A 25,246-nucleotide genomic window follows, 5' to 3' on the forward strand; every position below is an offset into this window, starting at 1 on the left:
TATAATGCGCGCCTGTATTCATCATTCGTTAACCCCTATTATTTTTAGGTATTTTATACTTAGCGACATGATTGATACTTTCTAAAGTATTGATTATCCGGTGATAGACTGGTCGCAAGTCTGTTATTGCTGGTAGATACTTCACATACTCTCTATAGGATTATATCCATGGCTATTGATCATTTTGCAATCAACGCAGTTGACCGCTCTGCTGAACAACAAGGTAAAGGTGCGAGCCGCCGCCTACGTAAGCAGAACCTAGTTCCTGCTATCATTTACGGTGGTGGTGAAGAACCAACTGCTATTTCTATCAAAATCAACGAGCTCGTAAAATCGCTTGAATATGAAGCGTTTTTCTCACAAATTTTGACCATCACTACCGATAAAGGTGATGAGCAACAAGTGGTTATCAAAGACTTGCAGCGCCATCCTGCTAAAGGTTTCCCAATGCATGCAGATTTTCAGCGCATTGTGAAAGGTCAAAAAATCAACATGCACGTACCGCTACATTTTGCTGGTCGTGAAGAAGCGCCAGGTACGAAAGCGGGCGGTATCTTATCTACGCTAGTATCTGATGTTGAAATCGTTTGCCTACCATCACAATTACCTGAATACTTAGAAATCGACGTATCAGGCATGGAAATCGGTGATCTATTCCGTCTATCAGACATCAAATTGCCTGAAGGCGTAATCATCTTTGATCTTGACATGGAAGATGCGCACGACCGTACTGTTGTGAACATGCAGCCACCAACAGTTGAAGAAGTTGACGAAGATGCTGACGAAGTTGATGCTGATGAAGTACCTGCTACTGAGCAAAACGCTGACGGCGAAGTTAAAGAAGACAAAGACGCTGAATAATAATCTTTATAACGCTTATATAGCAGCCTTATGGTTGCTCGGTTATAAAAGATTGGTTTAGTCAAAAAATAGCAGGTGATGAATGTCTCCTGCTGTTTTTGTAACTGAGGTTTGAAAAGAAGGTTTAAAAAGTAGGATAAGCACGATCAGTTCATCTTACTTTTCAAACCTTATCTCTTATTTATTAAATAAAAGCAGGGTGTTTTTATGGCCATAAAGCTTATTGTCGGTCTTGGTAATCCTGGTCAGCAGTATATGTTTACGCGTCATAATGCCGGGTTCTGGTTCGTCCATCATTTGGCGCAGCAGTTTAACATTGCTCTCGCCCCTGACAAAAAATTCCACGGGGTAACGGGACGCGGGCAAATTCATGGTCACGATGTGCGCCTGCTGATGCCTCTGACCTTTATGAATAAATCTGGTCAATCGGTGGTGCCGATGGTCAATTTTTATGGCATTAACAATAATGAGCTGCTGATTGCCCATGATGAGCTCGATATACCCGCTGGCAGTATCAAGCTCAAAACCGACGGCGGACACGGTGGTCATAATGGTCTGCGTGATATCACCCCGCACATCGGCAACGACTTTCATCGCCTGCGTATCGGCATCGGTCATCCGGGTCACAAATCTAAAGTCAGCGGTCACGTATTATCGAAAGCGGCGCCCGATGAACAAATGGCTATCGATAGCGCGTTAAGTGCTGCTTTTGATGCGCTGCCATTACTATTAGATGGTGATATTGAAAAGGCACGCTCGCAGATTAATGGCTTTAAATTACCGGAATAATCTGCCGTTGATGGCAAACATTTAAGTCATTTAAATCGCCAAAGCGTAAATTTAGCCGTGACTTTTAGGCAAATAACTTTTATTCTACTTACCCTGTCCCCATTAAGCTTTTGATTTGGTTCATTTATATCAGTTACCCTAAGGAAGCAACCTATGCTACTTAATATGCTCAAGTGCAAATTACATCGCGCCCGTGTTACCCATGCTGAACTGCACTACGAAGGCTCATGCGGTATCGATGGTGACCTACTAGACCTCGCTGGTCTGCGTGAAAACGAATCTATCGATATCTACAATGTCACCAATGGCAAGCGTTTTCGCACCTATGCGATTCGCGCTGAAGCGGGCTCTGGCATTATCTCGTTAAACGGTGCCGCCGCGCATATGGCAGACCTGGGCGATATCGTCATCATTTGTGCTTATGCCCATTTTGATGAAGTAGAAGCCGCTACCTATCAGCCAAAACTGGTGTATTGCAACGAAGACAATACCGTGAAAGACACTGCCAATATCATTCCGGTACAAGTGGCTTAATTATCCATGACTGCTATTTAAGTGATCAATAAAAAAGCTGAATCTAATTAAGATTCAGCTTTTTTTATGCTATTTATTTATCCTGCTTACGGTTTCTAATCACCCGCCATAGCCCTTCATTTTCTGTTTTCGGCATTTTTAAAGTGATGGTATTTGATAGCATGTCTTGTATTGCCAAACCGCGACGATTAAACAGACAAAAGGCATAGTTGAAAACAAAGCCCAAAAAAGCACTGGTCAATAAGATAGCGCGTGAACCACCGATGACACTACCGATGAGTCCAAATATCAGCGGCATCAGGCTCGCCGCCAAGATACGTTTGAACGACTGCCCCCACGTAAGCAGGTGACCATCATTATTGACCGTTTTTAAGCGCCACGTTTGCATACCTAGTGTTTGCCCACCGCGGCGCCAAAATAGCCCGTAGAAGCCCACCAGCGTCAGGATAAACGAAGGGGTCATAATAAAGTTTTGATACCATGTCGGTAGCGATCTGGCTTGCTGTGACTGCGTGCCCGTCTCCATCGTCAATAGCGTACCAATTACTGTCAGCACCGTACCAACCAAAAACAGTAGTGCCAAAATCAACATACCATCATAAAGGATGGCCGCCATACGCGTGCCTGGCTTGGCAATCACTGCCTCTTCGGCAACGGAGTCTTGATGCGCTGAGTTGGTGCGTGGCGATTTTGCTTTAGTAGCAGCTTTTGGTGATGATTTTGACATGATACCAGCCCATAACAAGCGAAAAATAGAGCGCTCATTGTACCGTAATTCAGGCGCTTAGCGTACCTTATGATAAGACAAGACTTTTGGTACAAGGGCAGGAGAATTTGAGTGTAGGAAAAAACATCAATACCAGATTGTACTGCTATAAAAATGACAGACATAAAAAAATCGCCAAATTGTCATAAGACAGGCGATTAATTTAGTTTAGCTTAATGGTTACATGAACAAATAAGCTAGTATGCAAATGGTGCGCTTGGAGAGATTCGAACTCCCGACCCCTTAGTTCGTAGCCAAGTGCTCTATCCAACTGAGCTACAAGCGCGTACTTTGCACATTATCTACTGAATTATTCAAAAATAATTGCAGTAAATTAGTTTGGTTATTATATAGATAATCTCGCTTGTGTCAACTCATTTTTTAATTAAATTCAAATTATTTTTGAATATTAATCTAAAAAATTATTAACGCTATTTTTGCGTTATTACTCTTTATAACAACTGAATAAATGGCGGTGAAGGAGGGATTCGAACCCTCGATACGCTTACACGTATGGTTCCTTAGCAGGGAACTGGTTTCAGCCACTCACCCACTTCACCGAACGATTTAAGACACTTATCAAGATATTCTTATTAAAAATGCTTTTTAAGCCAAATATCTTTTTAAATACAGTATCGATGCTAATGATACGTCTTATGCCGTGGGCGAGTATTATAACAAAGCCGAAACGAATTGCAAGCCTTGTCTACAGATTTAATGCCGCTTTTGTCATAATTGTTAATTTAAATGGTTTTATCATTCTCTAGGCATAAGGAATATCTCATTTAGCGGTGAATTTCCAAGTTTTTAGGTTTTATTACTTATAATCAAAATATCCCAAAATCGCTACGGGATTGCTGATATCAATTGTTTGTAGCCTCTGTCTGCGCAGGTACAGCAAGCAAGAAAAATTGATATCAGCAGATATATTGATATTACTTTCCACTGATTATATTTACCAAAATCTGCTGGCTATGGCTTTTTGAGTCATGGGTGGCTATAGTATTTATCATTCATTATAGGACAAATAAAAGGAAGGGTTATGCGACCGGTAGTATTGTGTTTTTCAGGATTGGATCCGTCAGGTGGTGCTGGATTACAAGCGGATATCGAGGCAGTCGGTCAAGCAGGCGCGCATGCCGCCATCGCTTGTACGGCAATCACCATTCAAAACTCGCAGCAGGTATTTGGTTTTGAGGCTTGTGCGGCCGACTTGGTAGCAGCGCAGGCGACCACCGTGCTCGATGATTTGCCTGTGCGCGTGATTAAGTCAGGTATGCTTGGTACCACTGACAATATCGCCATGCTGACGCGTTTATTTGCCGAGCAGGTTATCGCTGCTGAGACGCCATTTGTCCTCGACCCGGTATTGGTTGCCAATAGCGGTGGCAGCTTGGGCGATGAGCAAACCTTGGTAACGGCGTTTAGAAAACTACTGCCCTATGCGACGTTAATCACCCCAAATACGCATGAGCTACGCGCTTTAAGCGACGAGCAAGATTTACATATCGGTGCGCAAAAACTATGCGCCCAAGGCTGTCATGCGGTATTGGTCAAAACTTCACACGACTTTGATAGCGGTGATATCGAGCAATATTTATATATCAAAGGCGAGATGGTGCATAAAAGCGTTTTACCGCGCCTAAAAGGTGAATTTCATGGTTCTGGCTGCTCGTTAGCGAGCTTTATCGCTGGACGCTTGGCGATGGGTGACGCGCTTATCGAGGCAGTAAAGGCGGCGGATCATTGGATTACTCAAACCCTGCGCGCTGCTGATGCGCCGCACCCTAATGATGCTAATGCCCAATTGATACCCAATCGTTTTGTAGAATCTTAGAATAACCTATAGATGGTAAATAAAAAAAGGCGCTCTATAAAATATAGAGCGCCTTTTGTATCTTTTATAGAATCGCTAGTTTTTTAAATTTTATTAGGCCAGCCTAACCCAACATCGGCATAAAGTTTGATGCCAAACCGCCGATAAAGATTTCAAGCAGATAAAAGGCAAAAAAGGCAATCATTGGCGATAAATCAATCATACCCAAGTTTGGCGTGATACGACGAAACGGCGCTAAAATTGGTTCAGCCAACATAACAATAATACCAATAATCGGATGCTGAGACTGGGTAAACACCACAATCCAGCTGACAATGATAGAACCGATGACCAGATAGCGGCACATGCGTAAAAAGTCCAAAATCAAGCTGATAGTACCCGTAAAGAATAGCGGAACAGGCGCGATACCTTTATGGGTCAAAGCCGCTTTACCAGAGATATCAATCAGGCGAATTAAAAACATCAATACAATGGCAGCAATACTAATACGGCCTTGGCCGACGGTGGGGAAAATACGCCCAAATACATCGACGATATGGGTGGCTTTATAAGCAGGCGCAATCATAGGGTTGCTGGCATCCATCCCCGCAAACTGTAGCATAAAGCGGATAAATACCAACATCATGGCGAAGGTGGTGACCAAATCAAAAATTTGCAATAACATGTTGTTCATGAAGTGCTACTCAAGGTGACATTATTAACGGGTTTTAGGATGACGAATGTCATTATTAGGCATTTTTATGACTTTAAGTTTTTTATGACTTTAAGTTCTTATAATTATTAATAAGGCATCTCATCAACCGCGACATGCCCTATCAATAGCGTACTAGCTATTCAGTACTATTTACTCATCTCTTCACTTAGCGCTTGGCTACGATCGGCGCAAGCTTGCATGGCTTCAACGATTTGACGGCTGATGTCATTGGCTTGCATGGACTCAATGGCTGCTTGGGTCGTGCCGTTTGGTGATGTGACTTTACGACGTAGCTCGCTTGGTGCGTCTTCACTACCCAGCGCCATTTTTGCCGCACCTAGCATGGTTTGCATCGCTAGCGCTGAAGCTTGCTCTTTATCCAATCCTAATGCGACTCCGCCATCGACCATTGCTTCGATAAAGTAAAACATATAAGCGGGCGCTGAGCCTGATACGGCGGTGACCGCATGCATGTGCTCTTCATTATCGACCCACATGACCAGACCTGACGCTTCCATCACTGCGGTTGCCAATTGTTTTTGCTCAGCGGAAATTTCATCCGTACCGTAAAGACCGGTTGCGCCCATTTGAATCATGGCTGGCGTATTTGGCATCGCACGAACGATATTGCCATAGCCGCCGAGCATATTTGATAATAGCGCAGTCGATAACCCTGCTGCCACTGAAATCACCAGCTGCTTATCTAAAGCATCAGCAAAACCACTGACCACCGCTTTCATGACTTGCGGCTTGACCGCCAATACCACGATGTTAGCACCGATAACCGCCGCTTTTGTATCGGCCGTTGGATCGACTGTATTTAGTCCCTTGGCAGCCAATTGCTCGCGCGCGTCACTGCTTGGATCAGCAACGGTAATCAGACTCGGTTTGACGCCGCAGCTGATAAGCCCGCTAATCAAAGCCTGCGCCATATTACCGCCGCCAATAAAGCTGATTTTTTTATTATCTAATACTGACATACGTGTCTCCTATTCAAAAAATGCAAAGGCATTCAAACTAACATAATGATAGGTAAAATGACACTCAGTTTACCATACTGCTACTGGCGTCGTTTGATAAATTGAAAGGCTTAGTCAAGAGCTCGCAGTTTAAATAAACTCTCAATCAGACAATGCATATCATCATTTAGAATGTTTTAATAATATTTAAATGGCTTTCGATAATCTCGGCTACCTGATTTATGTCAGCATTCATACTCGAGGATTCAGTCTTTAACATCCAACTTCTAAAAGGCGATATTAATAAAATAGGCAGTTCTATCAGGTGCTCACTTTCTAAAAGCTCGTTTTTACTACTTTCCTTATTTATCAAAGTCACACTCACCATGATCAAATTCTCACGCAGCCATGATGGAATAGCCAAGGTTTGATAAAGCTTTTTGCCTGATTGCGGGCGCGATGCCAATGCCGTTTGCACACGCTGATTGCGCTCTAATGGCGCAAAGGTAATCTTAAGCTTATTCTTATCGCTTTCTACGTTATAGCCTTTTAATAGCTGCGTTACTTCATTTGGTAGAATCTGTAATTGCCAAATAAATTTTTCATCACTGCATAAGGTAATTGAAATAGGCTTACTGTCAGCAGCAGTGAGACCGCATAAGACCTGCATCTGCTTAGTAAGCGGCAACTCTAACCACTTGAGCCAATCACTACTTAAACGATAAAGCTGCTGGCGATAACGGCGAATAGTATAAGACGCTTTGCGACCTTGCCAAAACAGCGCCGTTTGATGGTCATTATCATCACGTTGGCTTAGACTTAAGACATCATCGACGAGCTGTTTAGCGGGCGGTAATGGCTCATCTTGACCAAGCCAATAATGCAATAATTGGCGCTGACGATAAATCGGTAGTTTTTGCAATTTATCTATATCTAGCACGCGCTGGGCAGGTGGCAGCTGTAATGATGCAATCTCTGTCTGCTGTAAGTCCTTTGCCGCTTGGGCATTGATTATCAATTGTGCGTCACTTAGTAATTGCGCGCTACGAGCAATATTATCAATAACGTTAGAGTTATAGCTCGCCAATACTGGCATGATATCTCGACGTAAGCCGCTACGAACATTATCGCCAGTATCATTGGTTGGGTCGTTGATATATGGCAGCTTTAAACGCTGAGCATAGGCGCTGATAGTGGTGCGTTTGATACTCAGCCACGGTCGCCATAATGCTATGCGATGTGCGCTTTTTGCCTGCACACGCCACGGCTGCATAGCCGATAGACCATTTACCCCAGCGCCTTGAATCAGGCGCATTAAAACCGTTTCCGCTTGGTCATCGGCATGATGGGCTAATAATAAAACATCATCTTGATTAAGTTGCGCGCGCATCACATCATAGCGCGCTTGCCGTGCGGCTTGCTCATCTCGACCATTGAGCTGCGCCTGTAAAATCCGACAAGGTATATTTTGCGCCTTTGCCCAGTTAGCAACGTGCTGTGCCCAAGCGCCACTATCTGCTTGCAGATTATGATTGACATGCAGTAATTGCGGTAAAAATGGCAGCTTACCTTGGCGATAAAGCTGTACGCAAAGTGCTGCTAATGCCAACGAATCACGCCCGCCACTACAGGCCAGCCAAACTCGCCGACCATGTAGTTGCTCGCCATATTCAGCTAGACTTTTTAACAATGCCTCTGCTAGAACAGCATCGATAGGCAGTTCTGCAATTGGTTCAATGGGGTGTGGAAGGATTGCGCTACTGGTCATAATCGTTCTTATTTACTGGGTGGTTTTATTTACGTATCAATCAATTAAAACATAAACAAGTCGGCACAAAAAAACGCGCCATAAAATGACACGTTTTTATTTTAACATTAAGCGCAAAGCGATATCGTTAAAAGCTAAGTTTAAGTAACCTAGCAATATACTTTCATATAAATGCTTAGCAAGGCAACATCACTTCTGAGTTAAAGGATTTTAATTTCTCATAACGCAGCTCACAGCGCTCATGCGCATCCATGTCTTTAAGCTCATCTAGTTGCTCAACGATTAATGCTTTTAGCGCCGTCATCACAGGTTGCGGTTGAAGATGAGCGCCCTCGCCTTCGTCGATAACTGCGTCAATTAGGCCCATTTGATAAAGGTTAATCGCATTTAGTTTTAATGCTTCACTGGCATCTTGGGCTTTTTCAGCAGTTTTCCACAGGATAGACGCACAGCCTTCAGGTGAAATGACTGAGTAAATACTGTTTTGTAGCATATTTACTTTGTCGCCAACGCCAATCGCCAATGCGCCCCCTGAGCCGCCTTCACCAATAATGGTAACGATAACAGGTACTTTAAGGCTAGAGAATACGGCGATACTTTCAGCAATGGCTTGCGCTTGGCCGCGCTCTTCGGCACCGATTCCGGGGTAGGCACCTTGGGTATCGACAAAGGTCATCACCGGAATATTAAAGCGCTCAGCCATTTTGACCAAACGAATGACTTTGCGATAACCCTCGGGGTTTGCCATGCCAAAATTATGAGCGATACGCTCACGCGTACTACGACCACGATGTTGACCAATCACCATTACAGGCTGACCATCTAGGCGCGCAAGACCACCAAGAATAGCCTTGTCATCGGCATAAGCACGGTCGCCATGCAACTCATCAAATTCGGTAAACAGCTGATTGACATAGTCCATAAATAATGGACGTTTGGCATGCCGTGCAAGCTGAACGCTATCCCAGACGGTACTCATAGACGCTTCCCTTTCATAATTCTATACAATGTGGTGATGGTTAATAATGGCTGTGTTAGTTAATACTGTTATTATCGACTCTCAAATAATGAAAGTACAGTTGTAAACTCAATAGAAGCTATAGTAGCACATCTTAAATCGCATGGCATTACTGACAACGCCGCTTTTGTTACGTTAATCCGTAGCGCCATTATTATAATAGTAACGGCTTCGCATTAAGAATCAGTATTAAGAGTCGGCATTAAGAAACAGTATGAGCAATCAGCCCTTATTCCTCAATCACACTGCCATCAACAACGCTCAGCTTTACGCCCCATTTAGCAAACTGCTCAATCTCCGTATGCAAATCTGACAATAAGAAAGTATAGTGCTCACTACTTTCGCCAACGGTGATTTGCCAGCGGTTATTATCAATCACTTTTAGCGCCAGTTTTGGTAACTCATGATCGCTGCGACTATGATGCGCCAGTACCGCTAAGCGTAGCAGCAAACACAGATAAACGAGCGAATCACCGCCGATGGTACACGTTTGCTCTAGCATATCCGCTTTAAGCTTACGGCGATGGTTAAGCATCAATTGTGCCATCCGCTTTTGATCCACTTGCGAAAACCCTGGAATATCAGAGTATTCAACCAAATAAGCACTGTGTTTATGATAGCCGCTATGCGCAATTGCTAAACCGATTTCATGTAATGACGCTGCTCGTCTAAGTAAATCACCATCTTCTGTACTAAGTCCGAGCTTTTCTTTGACTTGCTCAAATAAACTGCGGCTGGTTTTGACCACTTGTTTGGCTTGTTTTTTATCACCAGAGTAGCGTTTAATCAGCGCAAGCACACTGCGGTCACGCACATCTTCGCTAGCAAAACGTCCAAGCATATCGTACATGACGCCTTCACGCAGCGCGCCATCTGAATACACCATGGTCTCAATGCCGAGCACTTTCATCACCGCTCGCAATACCGCAACGCCCGCTGGGAAAACCGCTTTACGGTGTTCTTTGACGCCTTCTAATTCAATGTCATCGACGTTGCCAATTTTAAGCAATAATTTTTCTAACTTTTTCACGCCTTTATAGGTGATGCGTTCTTGTTCATCTGCCCAGCCTTTTGACACAAGGACGTTGCGCACCGCTTTAATCGTCCCACTTGAGCCAACCACACTACTCCAGCCGACTTTTTGGTAACGGCCATTAATCGCCAGCACTTCTTTGCGCGCCGCTGAGATGGCATTATTAAAGGCTTCTTTGGTAATCAAACCGTCCGCAAAATACTTTTGGGTAAAGGCAACACAGCCCATCTGCAAGCTTTCGGTCAATAACGGATCGAACTCTTGACCAATGATAAACTCTGTCGAACCGCCGCCGATATCAATAACCAAACGCTTATCGCTACTGGCATTGGTATGCGAGACGCCCAAATAAATCAAACGCGCCTCTTCACGTCCAGCGATAATCTCAATCGGTTTCGGTAAAATTTTATTGGCCCGAGTAATAAAGTCATTGGCGTTTTTTGCTTGGCGTAAGGCGTTGGTTGCTACCACGCGAATACGCTCGGGCGGCACCGAATCCAAACGCGCCACAAAGCGGCTTAAGCATTCAAGCCCGCGCTTTTCAGCCGCCGCGCCCAAGATATTATTCTCATCGAGTCCGGCAGCGAGCTGCACCTTTTCAGACATAGACACCACTTTTCGCACTTCACCGTGGTCGAGACGCGCAATCGCCAGATGAAAACTGTTGGAGCCGATATCAATAGCGGCCATCATTTCATCTTCAGCAAGTGGTGGATTTTTTAGGTAGTCTTTGGGCATAAGCGAGATTGTTACCGTATTAGATAAAGTGATATTTAAAAGCCTTCAAGCTTTTAAAATAAAGAATATGAGCAAGTTTTGCCATTAAAGCATTTATGCCAAACGCTGGCAAGTCAGCGGCTACCATCGCTAAACACAGCTTGCAAAAACATTCAAAAATCTAAGAAAACTCGATTAAATACTGGCTAAACAGTGATTAAACCAGAACCTTAAAGTCAGTCTCTAACGCTTGTTTTAATGCACTCGGTTTGCTACATTGAAAATGCGTTAGAATCTCATAATTAGCCGGTATATTGTAATAGATAACAAGCACTTACTTATATTATAAACATTGGTTATATAAGCTCATTACATAAAGCAGCCCTCAATTTTGCGATTGAGCATTCATAACTCATTGATGATTTAAAATAACTCATTTGCAAGGAAGCAAAGTCATGAATCAAGCCACTACCCAAACCTCACAAAACAAAGCTGCCCAAACTGAAAATGCCGATACTCATATTAATAAACAAAGTAATGGCAAGCTTATCAATATAGCAGACCCAGCCAAGCATCAATTTTATGACTTTTATTTAAATGAACATCAAAACATGGCGTGCCGCCGTTTGCACTTCGCCGGTAGTAGCTTTGGCTTATTAGGCTTAGCAAAGTCTGTCAAAAATCGCTCAGCCAAACCGCTGCTTAAAGGTATTGCCGCAGGATATGCTTGCGCGTGGGTTGGCCATTTTTTCTTTGAGAAAAACAAACCGGCTACTTTTAAATACCCATTACAAAGTTTTGCTGGTGATATTCGTATGTTCACCGATGTGCTCCGCGGTAATTTAAGTTTAAAAGACCGTAAGTTTGATAAAGCGCGTTAAATTTATTGATAATAAACAGACAAAATAAAAACTGGGCCAGTTTAAGACGCTAGCCCAGTTTTTTATGTCGTTATCAAAAATCTATTATTTAGCAGCTATTTAGCGTAAAGACTTACGAAGTATTTTACCTACAGCGGTTTTCGGTAACTCATCGATAAAATCGTAAGCTTGCGGACGCTTATAACCGGTCAAACGCTCTTTGGCAAACGCCGCCAATTCCTCAGCCGTTAAGCTGGAATCTCTTTTAACCACAAACGCTTTTGGCACTTCGCCACTGTGCGCATCTTCAATGCCAACGACAGCCACCTCGAGCACTTTAGGATGTTCCGTCAGCGCCGCTTCCACTTCATTTGGATATACATTGAAACCCGAAACCAAAATCATATCCTTTTTACGATCAATCAATGTCAAAAAGCCATTTTCATCTAACATGCCGATGTCACCGGACTTAAAGTACCCATCATCGGTAAAGGTCTCTGTATTATCCAAACCCCAATAACCCTGCATCACTTGTGGCCCTTTAATCCCCACTTCGCCGGGCACGCCAACAGCGCAGGCGGCTCCTTGCTCATCAATGATTTTGATATCCATCATGGCTAAAGGTAATCCGACGCTGCCATTAAAGCTATCTATCCCTGGTGGATTAAAAGAGATAACCGGCGACGTTTCTGACATGCCATAACCTTCATTAATAATCATGCCTGTAGCGCGCTGCCATCGGTCAGATACCGCTTTGATAATCGCGGTGCCGCCACCGATAGATAGTGCCAAGCGACTAAAATCAAGCTCGGTAAACTTTGGATGATGGAGCATGCCATTAAATAACGTATTGACCGAAGGAATCACATGCGGCTGATGCTGTTCAATGCTATTTACTAAGCCATCGATATCGCGCGGATTGGTGATCAATATATCTTCCCAGCCGCCATAAATACCCAGTAAACCACAAACCGTGAAGGAGAAAATATGATAGAGCGGTAAAGGGTTAAGTATCTTGATTTGCTCGCTGCGACCTGCTTCGACAACGCTGCCAAACATTGCATAACACTGGCAAATATTCGCCATCAAATTATAATGAGTAAGCATCGCGCCTTTTGGCTTACCCGTTGTGCCGCCGGTATACTGGAGTAACGCCAAGTCTTCGCGCGTGATGGTCGGTGGCTGAAACTGATCTGCATGATACGCTTGCATAATATGAGCAAAGCTGACATAACGTTCTTGATGAGATTTCGCAACTGTAAGCTCGTTTTCACCGTCATTTTCGGTTGAACAATGAATACTGTTAAGGATAGCAATATCATTATCGATAAGCTCAGCACTCGGATTGATAGAACAATGTACGACTAAAGACAGTTGCGCTTTAACCTCATCATCCAATTTATCGAAAGCTGCCGACATACCATCGACAATCACCAATCCACACGCTTGAGAGTCTGTCAGCTGATGGGCCAACTCATACTGGGTATACATCGGATTGACATTTACCAACACTACCCCTGCGCGCAGACAACCTAGCAATACCACCGCATATTGCAATATATTTGGCAATTGCACCGCAACACGGTCGCCCTTTTGAATGTTTTGTGCTTGTAAAAAAGCAGCAAAGCGGCGACTTGCAACATCTAACTGAGCAAAAGTTAAGGTGGCAGCGCCCATGCTAAAAGCAATAGCGCTACTGTGCTGATCAATTCTTGGTTGCAATAAATCGAGCAGGTTGTCCTTTCCGATTAACACATCCAAATTATTTTCTAAGCCATATTGCTCGTAAGCTCGCTGCCATAATGGCGGAACACGGCTACTTGGCGCATTATTTTCAAAGCTATTATCCATCAAATTGCATCCTTGCTAAAACGTGATTGGTGCTCTCAGAATAGCACAACTTAGTCGTTGTATTATAGGTTCTAGAACAAGGATACTTTTAGGTTATAGATTATTTTCAAGCCTGAATAACTTCCACCATTTATTAAGAATTCGTTTTATTAATACGCAGGCACAAAAAAACCAGCGCGATAATCTTGCTGGTTTTTTTGTTGTACCTATAAACTCTAAAGAACATTAAACTTTAAATTTTAGACAAGTAATTTTAACCAAATGAATTACGCTTTTACCATTTCAGCAAAAATCTCATCAGCGGCTTTAATAGACGCTTCAATGTCTGCATCACTATGCTTGATCGACATAAAGCCTGCTTCATAGGCAGATGGCGCAAGATAAATACCGCGCTCTAACATGCCATGAAAAAAGGTATTAAACACATCCATATCGCATTCGGTGACGTCATCAAAGTTTTGCGGTACGTTTGTCGCCTTGTCTTTAACAAAGAACATCCCAAACATGCCGCCCAACTTATTGGTGCGCAGATTGATACCATGCTTGTCTGCCGCCGTTTGGATACCATCAATAAGCTGGTCTACTTTCGCAGATAATTCGGCGTAAAAACCATCAACGGTTAAATCTTCAAACATCGCAATACCAGCGCGCATGGCCAGCGGGTTACCTGATAACGTACCCGCTTGATAAACGCCGCCAAGTGGTGCAATACAGGACATCACTTCTTTTTTACCACCAAAAGCACCAACCGGTAAACCGGCACCGATGATTTTACCAAAGCAGGTTAAATCAGGGTCAATGCCAAAATGCGCTTGCGCGCCACCAAGCCCAACGCGAAAACCGGTCATCACTTCATCAAAAATCAATACCGCGCCATTGGCGGTACATTCTGCGCGCAAAGTATCATGGAATTCTTGAGTTGGAATGACCATATTCATGTTGCCAGCGATTGGTTCCACAATCACGCAAGCAATCTCACTACCCCATTTTGCAAAGCACTCTTTAATCGCTTGCGGGTCATTATAAGGAATGGTAATCGTATGCTTGGCAAAATCGGCTGGCACGCCTTTTGACGTTGGTTCGCCAATATCTAGCATCCCTGAACCCGCTTTTACCAGTAAGCTGTCTGAATGACCATGGTAGCAGCCTTCAAATTTGACGATTTTATCACGCTCAGTAAAGCCGCGCGCCAAACGAATCGCGCTCATGGTCGCTTCCGTACCCGAGCTTGTCATGCGAATCATCTCAACGCTTGGGACGATCTCGCAAATCTTATCGGCAACGGTGGTTTCAAACGGCGTTGGCGTACCAAAACTCAAACCATCATCAGCGGCTTTTTTAACGGCATCAATGACTTTTGGATGCGCATGACCCAAAATCATCGGGCCCCAAGAGCCGACATAATCAATATAAGCATTGTCTTCGGTATCATAGATTTTGCTGCCGTTAGCACGATGCATAAAAATAGGCGTACCACCAACGCCAGCAAAGGCGCGAACCGGTGAGTTTACACCACCAGGAATATGCTTACGTGCTTGCGCAAAGAGTTGCTCATTTTTAGTACTCATAATTAGTCTCTACTTATTTTTTTGGTGTTATTTTATTAACAATCACTTAATTAACAAAAACTTAAGCTTTTTTAACCACTGACGATTTGAGCTTCATCGGTCCAAAACCATCGAGTTTACAGTCGATATCATGACCATCAGACGCATCTGGCAACAGACGAATCCCTTTTGCTTTGGTGCCGACTTTGATAATGGTTGATGAACCTTTGACCTTTAAGTCTTTAATCACGGTGACGGTATCGCCATCTTGCAGCTCGTTACCGACCGCATCACGAATGACCGCATCTTGCGCTTCAGCCTGCGCCGCATCGGTTTCAGCCGCGGTCCACTCATGAGCACACATCGGACATACCAGTAACGCACCATCTTCGTACGTATATTCAGCATCGCATTTTGGGCAATTGGGTAAGCTCATAATTTTCTCGTCAGCTGTGATAAATTGGGTGTATTCTAACGCTATCATTGTACCGTAACTCGCCGGCTTTCACCAATCGCTACGCTTGTAAACACAGAACTGTGACTAATTGATACATTCGCTTATCCCTTAACGCGGACGTTTTTTATCACGTGGTTTTTTGTGGTACTCTGCTGTAACCAAATTTGATTTGATCACCATTTGTCTTTAGGTACTAAAAAGATGGTAAAAACTTAAATAACGACTTTTTCGCATTATTTTAACAGTAAATTTTATAACGACTTTAATCACTCAGTATTAACCCTAATATCTGAGGCTATAGCGACTCATAAATAGGACAATAATAATGACTCAATCAACATTGCCACAATTTGTTCAACTAACCATTCAAGGTGAAGATGCCGCAAAGTTCTTACAAGGGCAGCTGACCTCTGATGTCACTAAGCTTGGGCTTAGCTATCAAGCAACGGCGCTTAGCAATTTAAAAGGTCGTATCGATTTTGGCCTTTGGATTAAAAAACAAGACGAAAAGCATTTTGATGTAGTCATCAGTGCCGATTGCGCTGAGGCGTTGCAAGCGCATCTTAAAAAGTTTGGCGCCTTTTCAAAATTTGATACCAGTGCACCAACGCCCATTTATCCTTGCGTACTCGATGGAGTACCAACCTTTAGTCATAAAGACGAGCATAATACTATCGATGACACCCAAGCGTGGATGCAAGCGAGTCTTGCAGCGGGTAACTATTGGATAGTCGCGGACACACGAGGCGAGTTTCAGCCGCAAGAGCTGCGCCTACATCAGCGCGGCGGTATGGATTACGATAAAGGCTGCTACCTCGGTCAAGAAGTCATTGCCCGTATTTACTTTAAAGCCGCGCCAAAAGCGTTTTTACATTATGTTAGCGGCACAGGTGAGGCGCCAGCCGCAGGTGATAAGCTAGAGAAAATTCAGGTGGTCAATGCCATTGCTGATGATGATATAAATGCCAATAGCTTTAAAGCTTTGGTCGTTGCCCGCCCAGAGCATTTGGCCGATAGCGAGCTTACGATATTAGATTTACCACCAGCACTACAAGCGGATGTCGCCCGTCAAAAATAACGTGAAAAGTTTGGTAGTCCATTTGGTATTTTAAAAAGTACTTTTACTAAAACGCAGCAGAGCAATTTATGACCCATATTGCGGTACTCGGAGCAGGTGTGGTGGGCGTGACCAGCGCTTGGTATCTTCGGCAAGCAGGCTACGATGTGACTGTCATTGAGCGCGAATCTGCTGCTGGTATGCAAACCTCATTTGCCAATGGTGGGCAGATATCCGTCTCGCACGCGACGCCGTGGGCAAATCCGAGTACACCGATGAAAGCGCTGAAATGGTTGTTTCGCGAAGATGCGCCGCTGCTCTACCGCTTGCGAGCTGATAAAGCGCAGTTGAAATGGGCGATGCAATTTTTACAAGAATGCCGCGCAGATCGTGCAGATGCCAATTTGGTACAAATGGTGCGTTTGGGCTTGTACTCACGAGATACTTTGCAGCAGCTGCGTGCTGATATTGGTATTGATTACGAGCAGCAAACGCGCGGTATCATGCATTTTTATACCAACCAAGCTGAGTTTGACGCTGCCATTGCACCAACCGAGCGTATGCAAGAGCTCGGCTGTGAGCGTTATGTGATAGATATTAATAATGCTATTAGCCTTGAGCCTGCGCTTTACCCTATCGCGCATAAGCTCAAAGGCGCGACTTATACCAGCCGTGACGAATCGGGTAATGCGCTTGTATTTACCCAGCGTTTGGCGCAGCGCTGCATCGATGCTGGCGTGAAATTTTTATACGATACCGATATCTTGGCGTTAAATACTGACGCCCATTCTGCTCGCCCGCACGTGCATAGTATGACCATTCGTCCCAAGGGCGAAAACGCACAGACTTTTAGTGCCGACAGTTATGTGCTAGCGCTTGGCAGCTATAGCGTATTGCTCATGAAACCGCTCAATATTCATCTGCCTATTTTCCCTGCCAAAGGTTATTCAGCCACTTATCAAGTCAATCCGCGTGCGCCACATTTAGCACCTTTCGTTAGCCTTATTGATGATGAGTTTAAATTAGTCACCTCGCGCCTTGGTGACAAATTACGCGTCGCAGGTACGGCGGAATTTAACGGCTATAATATGGATTTAAATAGCACGCGCTGTGCAGCCATTACCCGCCGCGTCCAGCAGTTATTCCCCAAAGGTATCATTGCCAATTCTGTGCAATATTGGACGGGATTGCGCCCGATGACACCTTCTAATGTGCCTTTAATAGGGCGCGCGCATCATGGTCAAGTCCGTCATGGTAGTCATGATGCCAATGCCAGCTTTGATAATTTATGGTTAAATACCGGTCATGGCACGCTTGGCTGGACCCATGCTTGTGGTTCGGCAAAGGCGCTCAGTTTATTGATACAAGGTGAAACGCCGCCGGTTAATTTTGATTTTGTTGGCTTAGGAAATTAAAAATCAGAAACGTCAGAGTTAGAAACATAAGAGTTAGAAACATAAGAGTTAGGAACGTAAGAATTAGGAACGTAAAATGAGAAGCATAAAAAAGGCGCTACCACTATAAGTAAGCGCCTTTCTAATTAGACGTACAACTTCTAACTTAGCTTAATTTTAAGCAGCAGTGGTTGCTTCAGTGTCAGAAATAGTTGTATCTAAGTTAACCTCTTCTGGCTCGATTGCTTGCAATTGCACAGGTACGCCATTGACTGCTGCATTACCACTTAGCTGATCGATTAAGGTATCGTCCGTCAAGTCATTAACACTGACTCCGGCATGCGCTTGCGCAATCTTTTGCTGCACACCTTTGCGCCCATGACCCCAACCATGAGGAATACTGACTACGCCAGGCATTAGCTCATCGGTGACTTCTGCGGTAATAATCACACTACCAACGCGCGAGGTCACTTTTACTTCCTGTCCATCCTTAATACTATGCTGTTGCGCCGTTTCAGGATGCAGCATCAGCGTACAGCGTGGCTTGCCTTTTACCAAGCGATAGCTATTATGCAGCCATGAATTGTTACTGCGTACATGACGCCGACCGATAAGTAAAATCTGTTTGTCATCATAATCCTGCATCATCGTTTGCACGCGCGCTAAATCGGCTTGATAAAAATCAATATTAAGATGAATTTGCTTATCTTTGTGCTTTATTGCCTGCGGCAGCATTCTTTTGAGCGTGCCTAAATCAAGTCCATGTGGCTTTTTCTTGAGTTTATTTAGATTCATGCCAGCATAAGGTCCGCGTCTTAAGCCTTGCTCAAGCAAGAATTTCGGTCCTAAAGTCTTAACCAATCGGCGCTCAATTTTGGTCGTAAGCGGCGCTTTTTTATCGAGGCGTTTTGCTAATTCTAAATAGATTTGCCAATCGTGTTTGGCACTTTTTTTCTTAGCAAACAATGCTGGAGAGTATTTAGCGACATTATGTACGGCAAAATTATTAAAGGTAACGTCATAATGGTCACGCTCTAGCGGCGAGACGGGTGGCAAAATAATATTGGCATGCCGGCTGGTTTCTGTGACAAAGTAATCAATTGCGACCATAAAATCCAAATTGGCAAAGGCTTTATCTAACTTTTTACCATTTGGCGTACTGAGGACAGGATTGCCAGCAACGGTCATAAAGCCTTTTAATTGACCCTCGCCTGTTACCAGCATCTCGTCACCCATCGCTACGACAGGATAATCACCATTGAAATCAGGCAAGTTACTCACGCGGCTATGACGTTTACCTAAATAACCTGGGCCAGAGTTATTAACCACATCGAGCGCAGGATTGGGGAACATGAGGCCGCCCACTTCATCCAAGCGTCCGGTGACGATATTAATCACCATAATCAAATACTGGCTTAATAAGCCAAATTCTTGCACCGATACGCCCATGCGCCCGTAACAGACCGAGCTTTCAGCTTCACAAAACTCTTTAACCAGTCGTTTAATCTCATTTGCGGCAATGCCAATAATATCAGCAACTGTCTTTGCACTATAGTCTTTAGCAAAGTCTGCCAAGCGCGCAATCTCTGGCGCAAGCGCCGCCGCTCTATTATTAGTCTGTGCTTTATCGGCGTAACCTTGGGCATAGATTTCATTGAGCATAGCAAGCAAAAATAAAACATCGGTTGCTGGACGAATAAATTGATGCTCGCTTGCAATGTCAGCAGTTTCGGTACGGCGTGGATCAATCACTACTACTTTGCCATCGCGGGCTTTGATGTCTTTGAGCTTTTGGCGCATATTTGGCGCGGTCATAATACTGCCGTTAGATGCCAGCGGATTGCCACCAATGATGAGCATATAGTGGGTACGATTGACGTCAGGCACGGGGATACGCAGCATATGCCCAAACAGGTGCATGCTGACGATATGGTGCGGTAATTGATCGACCGAGGTTGCAGAAAAACGACTGCGGGTCTTGATACTGCTTAATAGATGCTTAATGGTCAGCATGCCGCCCAAATTATGGACGTTAGGATTGCCTAAATAAACACCAAAAGCATTTTGGCCGTGTTTCTTTTGTACTGACTGTATGCCAGCAGCTACTTTATCAAGCGCCTCATCCCAGCTGACTGTTTTCCAACCGTTAGCCGTCCTCTCGATGGGATGACGCAAGCGATCTGGGTCTTCATGTAAATCTTGTAAGGCGGTTGCTTTTGGGCAAATATAACCTTTAGAAAATGGGTCATTTTTATCACCTTTAATCGATAATACCTTTGCTCCATCGTGCTTTATTTCAATACCGCACATCGCCTCGCACAGATTGCAGGTTCTAAAATGTGTTTGCTCATTCGTCTTGGTTTGTTTACTGCTCATGGCCACGCTCCCTGTGATGTTTTACTATCGCTTTCGTTAACTAAATTCCGTTTTATGATATGGATTTTACGATATCAATCGATTCGTAAGTCTTAAAAATTTTGCGAGCTCAGCATTAATTTGCTCACTAGCGACTTATTACTTGCTCATTATTGATAAAAAATCCGCCAAAAAGCCTATCAAAGTTTTTGCACAGTATAGCAATCGCTTGCTGCTGTGAATAACGTCCTTGATGACAGCCTAATATCAACTCATGAACTTGCGCGCTCGCACTATCAACGCAGAGATAAACTTCAAACGTCTCAAAAGAACACTCGGCTGACTGCAATCCTTGGATAAATATTTTTGTCCATTCTTCACGTATGTCGGTAAACAAACTTCCCAAACCTTTATCTTCTACTCGCAAATCAAAGCGTAGACTGTCTTCGAGTAACCGTTGGAACAACCTAATATTTTGAAAGGCGGCTGTAAAAATCAGCGTCAAGCAATGCTGACAGCGCTGATTGAACGCCGCTCTAGACAGCGTTGGATAATCTCCAAGCATATCTGCCCACGCCTTACGCATCGGTGATAAATAATTGTCTTTTAATTGCCTACTCAACTCACTTTGTAGCGCCTCTACGCTGTCAAAATGATTATAAAAACTTGGCTGAGCGATTCCCGCCCCTTTAGCGATTTTGTTCATACTCATGCCGCAAGCGCCCTCTAAGCTATAAAGCTGCAGCGCACTTTTTAATAAGGCACGACGGGTTTTGGCTTTTGCCAGCTCACGCTTCGTATCTAATCTTGTCGCGTTTACGGTATTAAGTGGACTCACTGTTATTCTGTCCTCATTGTCTAAGGCTTATGATTTCAGCTATAAGCTTATAGTTATTTAAATAACAAGTCTACAATCAGATGCGTAAAAGGTTTTATTTTCCATTAATAGTTTTATAATTAGGATTGATAAAGACATAAAAAAGGACAACGCACTATATAGGTAGAGATTTGGCTGCTGGTTTTCTTTACGTATCGCTCTGACAAAGTACCCTGTCTATTACACAACTATGCCCTCCATAACACAGCAAGAGCAATGACCATAATTAAGCAACACTACAAACATTGCTCATACAGACACGGCGGTTTGAAATTCATATATTGGTATCACAAGTTAGCCACGGGCTAGCTGTAAAGTACTTAAAACAGTACGAGATAAACAAGAACAATCATAAATAATAACTTGCTCCTAAAGCACTTTACGGTTTATAGCGTTAGAATTTTTAAACTATTTACCGTAAAGATTTGATAACTAAAATAAGGATTATAATAATGAACGAACATACGCTAAAAGGTGATTGGAAACAGATGAAGGGTACGGTCAAGCAGAAGTGGGCTGACCTAACTGATGATGATTTACTACATATCGAAGGTAGCCGTGATAAGCTCGTGGGTAAAGTCCAAGAGCGTTATGGTCACAGTAAAGATGACGCTGAGCGCGAAGTAGATGCATGGCGCGTTGAAAACAAATACTAATTTGTCTTATAAGAATTTTCTTACTTATAGATTTTTATAAGCTATTTATTGAAAGAGGCCGCATTGATTTAATGTGGCCTTTTTTTATCGTCTATGCTTTTTTATTGTTTGTAAGTAACTATAATCAGTTCAAAATAAAATTGTTATGGTTAGGACAAACATCATAAAACAACTTGGATAAGTCGTTTTCCAACCAGCCTTGGCGTAGAAACTTTACTTGAGCCCATTTTTTTTCAATAGGGTTCAAGTCAGGGCTGTACGGTGGCAGCCATAGAATACGATGACCATGCCTGTTCAGTAGCTTTTGAATGCGCTTCTTCTTATGAAATCTGGCATTATCCATCACAATCACGCATTTGGTTTTAAGACTTGGGATCAGCTTGTGTTTGCACCATTCGTAGAATATGCGGCTGTTAATGTTGTGCTTAAAGTAATCTAGTGCAAACAGCATCTTTTCATAGAGAGCACCGATAACGTTGGTTCGCTTTTTACCTTGCCAGTTGTAGCTATCGATACAGGGTTTACCAATCGGTGCATAACCATGAGAGCGAATGGTCTCGTGCTCAAAACCACTTTCATCCATATAAACGATGGGATAGCCTTGTTGTTTAAAAGTATCAAGCTTACTGTGATATATCGCTCTTTTGATTGGACAGGCTTTTGGATGTTCTAAGGTCTTTTTTTTGACTGATGCCTAGGCGCTTTAGGGCATGATAAATGCCTGTTTTATTACAGTTTAGACGACGAGCTCGCTCATACTGGTAATCATCGGGATACTCTTTGACATCATTAAGTAGCACATCATCTGGTATTTTATAGGGCTTGGTTTGCCTGGTTGTTTTACTATGAACACGCCGCTTCCAGTTCTGTATGGTGGTTGGGCTCAGATTATAAAACTCAGCCGCCTCGGCAAAGGTCATACCCTCGTCTAAGCTTTTTAGTACCTGTTTGCGAAAATCTAGTGAGTAAGTCATGGTCTTTATAATAACAATTGGATTTGATAATTAATTTATAACACTTTTAGGTGGAATTGACTATACTCATCATACTGGCTTATGGATTTTAACGATAAAAATATGAGGTCGTTATCATTGGCGATAACTGGCATGATAGAAGTTTTCTGAGAAGACCATGTTCTGAGAAAATATGCATAGGGAATTTTTAACACCCAGACACGATAAAACCGCATAGCAATTAATTGTTATGCGGTTTTATTGTTAACCATCCGTGTTACCCATCACCACTCTTATCGCTGCATCCTTGCAAGATATTGAGTATCTTGTGATAGCCGGGCATCCTGCCCATTTGTTCTGACTACTACTGGCATTATCTGCCTGCAGCACGGGTCATGTGTCCTTATTTCAATTGCCTTTATCATCCTGATGCCAGCGATTGAACTATTATCCTTAATACGGTTAACTCAATCCTTGAGTCACATTCCCTTATGCCGTGTGTGTATAGTGTCAAATTATGCACCATGTGTTAAGTCGCGTAAGCGTCAATGCGTGTAAGCATATGCTTACGTCGATTTTAAGATAGCCAATATCTCAATCTAAGTTATTGATAAATTTAAAATAATTTTTACATATATCTTTAATTATTTAATACTTCCTATATTAGTCATTAAAAGTGTTAGCGACATTTATTAAATTTAGCAACGCCTTAGTCACCTAAAGTGTCGAATGCTTACGCAACTATTTGCAAAATTTACAACTTATTAACACCAAAGACATGGAAAGATGATTTTTTAGTCTTATGATGTGTATGTAAGAAAATATTTCAGTAATAAGAAACAAATATCGACCTTGGTCATTATTTGACTAAATAGATTGGTAATTATGTACTATTAAAAGTGTACCTGATAAATGACCGTTCCTTATCCACATCACCGGTTACTCCAAGGGAGATTTTATTGTGAAAATTCTATCCGCTTTCTCATTTAAGGCTGCAATATCTACGGGTCTGGCGTTGACTTTATTAGGGACGGTGGCTGGTTGTGCCGTTGTTGATCCAGGTTATGGAAATTATCCAATATATGGCGATAGTGGTGATTATGGTAATACTGATTATAAGCGTGTCAGCCAAACGCTGCGCAATGACCTACGCCGTAAAGGTTATCAAGTGCTAGACATTCGTTCTGATAACTATCGTGGCAACCGTGTTATTACTGCCATCGCTAGAAAGAACAATCAAACCTACGAACTTAAATATAGCTATCCAGATTTAAGACTCATCAGCTCAAACAAAAGAGGTTCCTCTAATGTTTGGCAAGATGATAGATACGATAAAGACCGTTATGATAAATACGACTATAAGAAAGATAAGTATAGAAACCATGGCAAATATAAAAATAATAAACGCTATAAAAACGATGATATCGAAGACAGTATCAAACGTGATTCTCGTTACCCAGCCATTAAACAGCGCGCTGTCAACAAAGTAAGGTCAATGGGCTACCGTGTGGAAGATATTGAATTTGAAGAAAAAAACGGTCGCGGTGTGTTTGAAATTGAAGCCAAACGCGGCTCACAAGAATATGAGATTTTACTTGGCTATCCAAACTTAAATGTGATTAAGATTGAAAAAGATTAATATAAACACCGTTTAAAATTTTGTATAAATATTTTATGCCACGCATAAGAGTAGCCGTAAATAAAATAGGTATAAATGGATGAGATAAAGATTTTGGCATCGTTGATGACTTGATGCCCTTGGTCAAATAAGCCAGCCCTTGGTTTATTTGACCATTTTTTTATTGTGTCGTTTTTAGCATAGAACCTTGCTGATATAGACGAGTTACCAATGCCTTTAATAGCATGAGAGGATATTATGAAAAAATATACGTTATTAAAAACCACCGCGGCGAGCAGTATGATTGTCGCGTTACTGTCCATAACGACTGCCTGCGTCACCGCGCCCGGCTACAATGCTTATGGCGACCTTTATGAAGACATTTACAAAGACACTAAAATCTATAAGAAACACAAGAAAACCATCAAGTCTATTGATAAAGAGCTTTATCAGCCTGCTATCGAGCAGCGCGCGGCCAATCAGGTCAGCAATATGGGTTATCGGGTCAAAGACGTCAGATACAAAAAAGGCGACAGTAAAATAAAAGTAAAGGCTCGCCGCGGCAGTAAAGACTATAAAATCGAGCTTGATTATCCAAGCTACAACGTGATTAAAATCAAAGAAGACTGATAATTTCTGATAATA

The 25,246-nt window shown here is 42.9% G+C and carries 23 protein-coding genes and 2 tRNA genes; 10 read left to right on the forward strand and 15 right to left on the reverse strand.

Annotated elements, in window-relative coordinates:
* Positions 1-168 precede the first annotated feature (168 nt).
* The 3 genes from CXF58_RS09170 to panD all read left to right on the forward strand — a co-directional run bounded on the left by CXF58_RS09170 (position 169) and on the right by panD (position 2,184).
* On the forward strand, positions 169-861 hold the full coding sequence (locus CXF58_RS09170) for a 50S ribosomal protein L25/general stress protein Ctc (RefSeq protein ID WP_102077293.1): 693 nt from the start codon (positions 169-171) through the stop codon (positions 859-861).
* A 207-nt stretch (positions 862-1,068) separates the two neighbouring features.
* The gene (gene pth / locus CXF58_RS09175) at positions 1,069-1,650 is read left to right on the forward strand and encodes an aminoacyl-tRNA hydrolase (RefSeq protein ID WP_068404711.1); all 582 of its coding nucleotides are present in this window, start codon (positions 1,069-1,071) and stop codon (positions 1,648-1,650) included.
* A 153-nt stretch (positions 1,651-1,803) separates the two neighbouring features.
* A complete protein-coding gene (gene panD, locus CXF58_RS09180; RefSeq protein WP_045443274.1) occupies positions 1,804-2,184 on the forward strand; it encodes an aspartate 1-decarboxylase in 381 nt (126 codons plus the stop codon).
* Between the two features lie 73 nt (positions 2,185-2,257).
* Here the strand turns inward: panD and CXF58_RS09185 are convergent, their stop codons facing one another.
* The 3 genes from CXF58_RS09185 to CXF58_RS09195 all read right to left on the reverse strand — a co-directional run bounded on the left by CXF58_RS09185 (position 2,258) and on the right by CXF58_RS09195 (position 3,510).
* Positions 2,258-2,911 (reverse strand): RDD family protein, encoded by a 654-nt coding sequence (locus tag CXF58_RS09185; protein ID WP_102077294.1) that lies wholly within the window; start codon positions 2,909-2,911, stop codon positions 2,258-2,260.
* Between the two features lie 248 nt (positions 2,912-3,159).
* Positions 3,160-3,236: transfer RNA gene (locus CXF58_RS09190), tRNA-Arg, on the reverse strand.
* A 184-nt stretch (positions 3,237-3,420) separates the two neighbouring features.
* A tRNA-Ser gene (locus CXF58_RS09195) sits at positions 3,421-3,510 on the reverse strand.
* 482 nt (positions 3,511-3,992) lie between these two features.
* Here CXF58_RS09195 and CXF58_RS09200 point away from each other — a divergent pair.
* Entirely contained in the window at positions 3,993-4,787 is a 795-nt protein-coding gene (locus CXF58_RS09200; protein WP_102077295.1) for a hydroxymethylpyrimidine/phosphomethylpyrimidine kinase, read from the forward strand.
* 103 nt (positions 4,788-4,890) lie between these two features.
* Here the strand turns inward: CXF58_RS09200 and CXF58_RS09205 are convergent, their stop codons facing one another.
* From CXF58_RS09205 to ppx, 5 genes are all read right to left on the reverse strand, one after another.
* Complete coding sequence (locus CXF58_RS09205; RefSeq protein WP_102077296.1) at positions 4,891-5,460, reverse strand: YggT family protein; 570 nt, start codon at positions 5,458-5,460, stop codon at positions 4,891-4,893.
* Positions 5,461-5,627: 167 nt separating this feature from the next.
* Positions 5,628-6,461: a pyrroline-5-carboxylate reductase gene (gene proC / locus CXF58_RS09210; RefSeq protein WP_102077297.1), complete on the reverse strand. Its 834-nt coding sequence runs from the start codon at positions 6,459-6,461 to the stop codon at positions 5,628-5,630.
* A 166-nt stretch (positions 6,462-6,627) separates the two neighbouring features.
* The gene (gene tilS / locus CXF58_RS09215) at positions 6,628-8,208 is read right to left on the reverse strand and encodes a tRNA lysidine(34) synthetase TilS (protein WP_102077298.1); all 1,581 of its coding nucleotides are present in this window, start codon (positions 8,206-8,208) and stop codon (positions 6,628-6,630) included.
* A 175-nt stretch (positions 8,209-8,383) separates the two neighbouring features.
* Positions 8,384-9,187 carry an acetyl-CoA carboxylase carboxyltransferase subunit alpha gene (locus CXF58_RS09220; RefSeq protein WP_102077299.1) on the reverse strand — a complete coding sequence of 268 codons (804 nt, stop codon included), beginning with the start codon at positions 9,185-9,187 and terminating at the stop codon, positions 8,384-8,386.
* Positions 9,188-9,455: 268 nt separating this feature from the next.
* Complete coding sequence (gene ppx, locus CXF58_RS09225) at positions 9,456-10,997, reverse strand: exopolyphosphatase (RefSeq protein WP_102077300.1); 1,542 nt, start codon at positions 10,995-10,997, stop codon at positions 9,456-9,458.
* A gap of 434 nt (positions 10,998-11,431) precedes the next feature.
* Between ppx and CXF58_RS09230 the strand changes: the two genes are divergently transcribed.
* Positions 11,432-11,857, forward strand: coding sequence for an Mpo1-like protein (locus tag CXF58_RS09230; protein ID WP_102077301.1), 426 nt, complete (start codon positions 11,432-11,434; stop codon positions 11,855-11,857).
* Positions 11,858-11,956: 99 nt separating this feature from the next.
* Here CXF58_RS09230 and CXF58_RS09235 read toward each other — a convergent pair whose 3' ends face one another.
* The 3 genes from CXF58_RS09235 to CXF58_RS09245 form a co-directional block, all read right to left on the reverse strand.
* A complete protein-coding gene (locus CXF58_RS09235; protein WP_102077302.1) occupies positions 11,957-13,687 on the reverse strand; it encodes an AMP-binding protein in 1,731 nt (576 codons plus the stop codon).
* Positions 13,688-13,953: 266 nt separating this feature from the next.
* A complete protein-coding gene (gene hemL, locus CXF58_RS09240; protein WP_102077303.1) occupies positions 13,954-15,255 on the reverse strand; it encodes a glutamate-1-semialdehyde 2,1-aminomutase in 1,302 nt (433 codons plus the stop codon).
* 61 nt (positions 15,256-15,316) lie between these two features.
* A complete protein-coding gene (locus CXF58_RS09245) occupies positions 15,317-15,670 on the reverse strand; it encodes a zinc ribbon domain-containing protein YjdM (RefSeq protein WP_068405853.1) in 354 nt (117 codons plus the stop codon).
* 346 nt (positions 15,671-16,016) lie between these two features.
* Here CXF58_RS09245 and CXF58_RS09250 point away from each other — a divergent pair, with 346 nt between their 5' ends.
* Positions 16,017-16,769, forward strand: a complete 753-nt coding sequence (locus CXF58_RS09250; RefSeq protein WP_102077304.1) for a CAF17-like 4Fe-4S cluster assembly/insertion protein YgfZ — start codon at positions 16,017-16,019, stop codon at positions 16,767-16,769.
* A 68-nt stretch (positions 16,770-16,837) separates the two neighbouring features.
* Positions 16,838-18,163 carry a D-amino acid dehydrogenase gene (locus tag CXF58_RS09255; protein ID WP_102077305.1) on the forward strand — a complete coding sequence of 442 codons (1,326 nt, stop codon included), beginning with the start codon at positions 16,838-16,840 and terminating at the stop codon, positions 18,161-18,163.
* A 156-nt stretch (positions 18,164-18,319) separates the two neighbouring features.
* Here CXF58_RS09255 and CXF58_RS09260 read toward each other — a convergent pair whose 3' ends face one another.
* Entirely contained in the window at positions 18,320-20,518 is a 2,199-nt protein-coding gene (locus CXF58_RS09260) for a molybdopterin oxidoreductase family protein (RefSeq protein ID WP_102077306.1), read from the reverse strand.
* Between the two features lie 127 nt (positions 20,519-20,645).
* Positions 20,646-21,335 carry a TetR/AcrR family transcriptional regulator gene (locus CXF58_RS09265; RefSeq protein ID WP_180952563.1) on the reverse strand — a complete coding sequence of 230 codons (690 nt, stop codon included), beginning with the start codon at positions 21,333-21,335 and terminating at the stop codon, positions 20,646-20,648.
* Positions 21,336-21,826: 491 nt separating this feature from the next.
* Between CXF58_RS09265 and CXF58_RS09270 the strand changes: the two genes are divergently transcribed.
* Entirely contained in the window at positions 21,827-22,030 is a 204-nt protein-coding gene (locus CXF58_RS09270) for a CsbD family protein (protein WP_068405819.1), read from the forward strand.
* Between the two features lie 124 nt (positions 22,031-22,154).
* Here CXF58_RS09270 and CXF58_RS09275 read toward each other — a convergent pair whose 3' ends face one another.
* Positions 22,155-22,679, reverse strand: coding sequence for an IS630 family transposase (locus tag CXF58_RS09275; RefSeq protein ID WP_145989807.1), 525 nt, complete (start codon positions 22,677-22,679; stop codon positions 22,155-22,157).
* Complete coding sequence (locus CXF58_RS09280) at positions 22,654-23,004, reverse strand: IS630 transposase-related protein (protein WP_102077309.1); 351 nt, start codon at positions 23,002-23,004, stop codon at positions 22,654-22,656. The genes CXF58_RS09275 and CXF58_RS09280 overlap by 26 nt, the downstream gene beginning before the upstream one ends.
* Positions 23,005-23,944: 940 nt before the next feature.
* On the opposite strand from CXF58_RS09280, the gene CXF58_RS09285 reads away from it, so the two are divergent.
* Together CXF58_RS09285 and CXF58_RS09290 are read left to right on the forward strand one after the other, a co-directional pair.
* Positions 23,945-24,622 carry a hypothetical protein gene (locus tag CXF58_RS09285; protein WP_102077310.1) on the forward strand — a complete coding sequence of 226 codons (678 nt, stop codon included), beginning with the start codon at positions 23,945-23,947 and terminating at the stop codon, positions 24,620-24,622.
* A 237-nt stretch (positions 24,623-24,859) separates the two neighbouring features.
* The gene (locus CXF58_RS09290) at positions 24,860-25,231 is read left to right on the forward strand and encodes a hypothetical protein (RefSeq protein ID WP_102077311.1); all 372 of its coding nucleotides are present in this window, start codon (positions 24,860-24,862) and stop codon (positions 25,229-25,231) included.
* Positions 25,232-25,246: the final 15 nt, after the last annotated feature.

It is taken from the genome of Psychrobacter sp. Sarcosine-02u-2 (genome assembly GCF_002836335.1).
Taxonomy (GTDB): domain Bacteria; phylum Pseudomonadota; class Gammaproteobacteria; order Pseudomonadales; family Moraxellaceae; genus Psychrobacter; species Psychrobacter faecalis.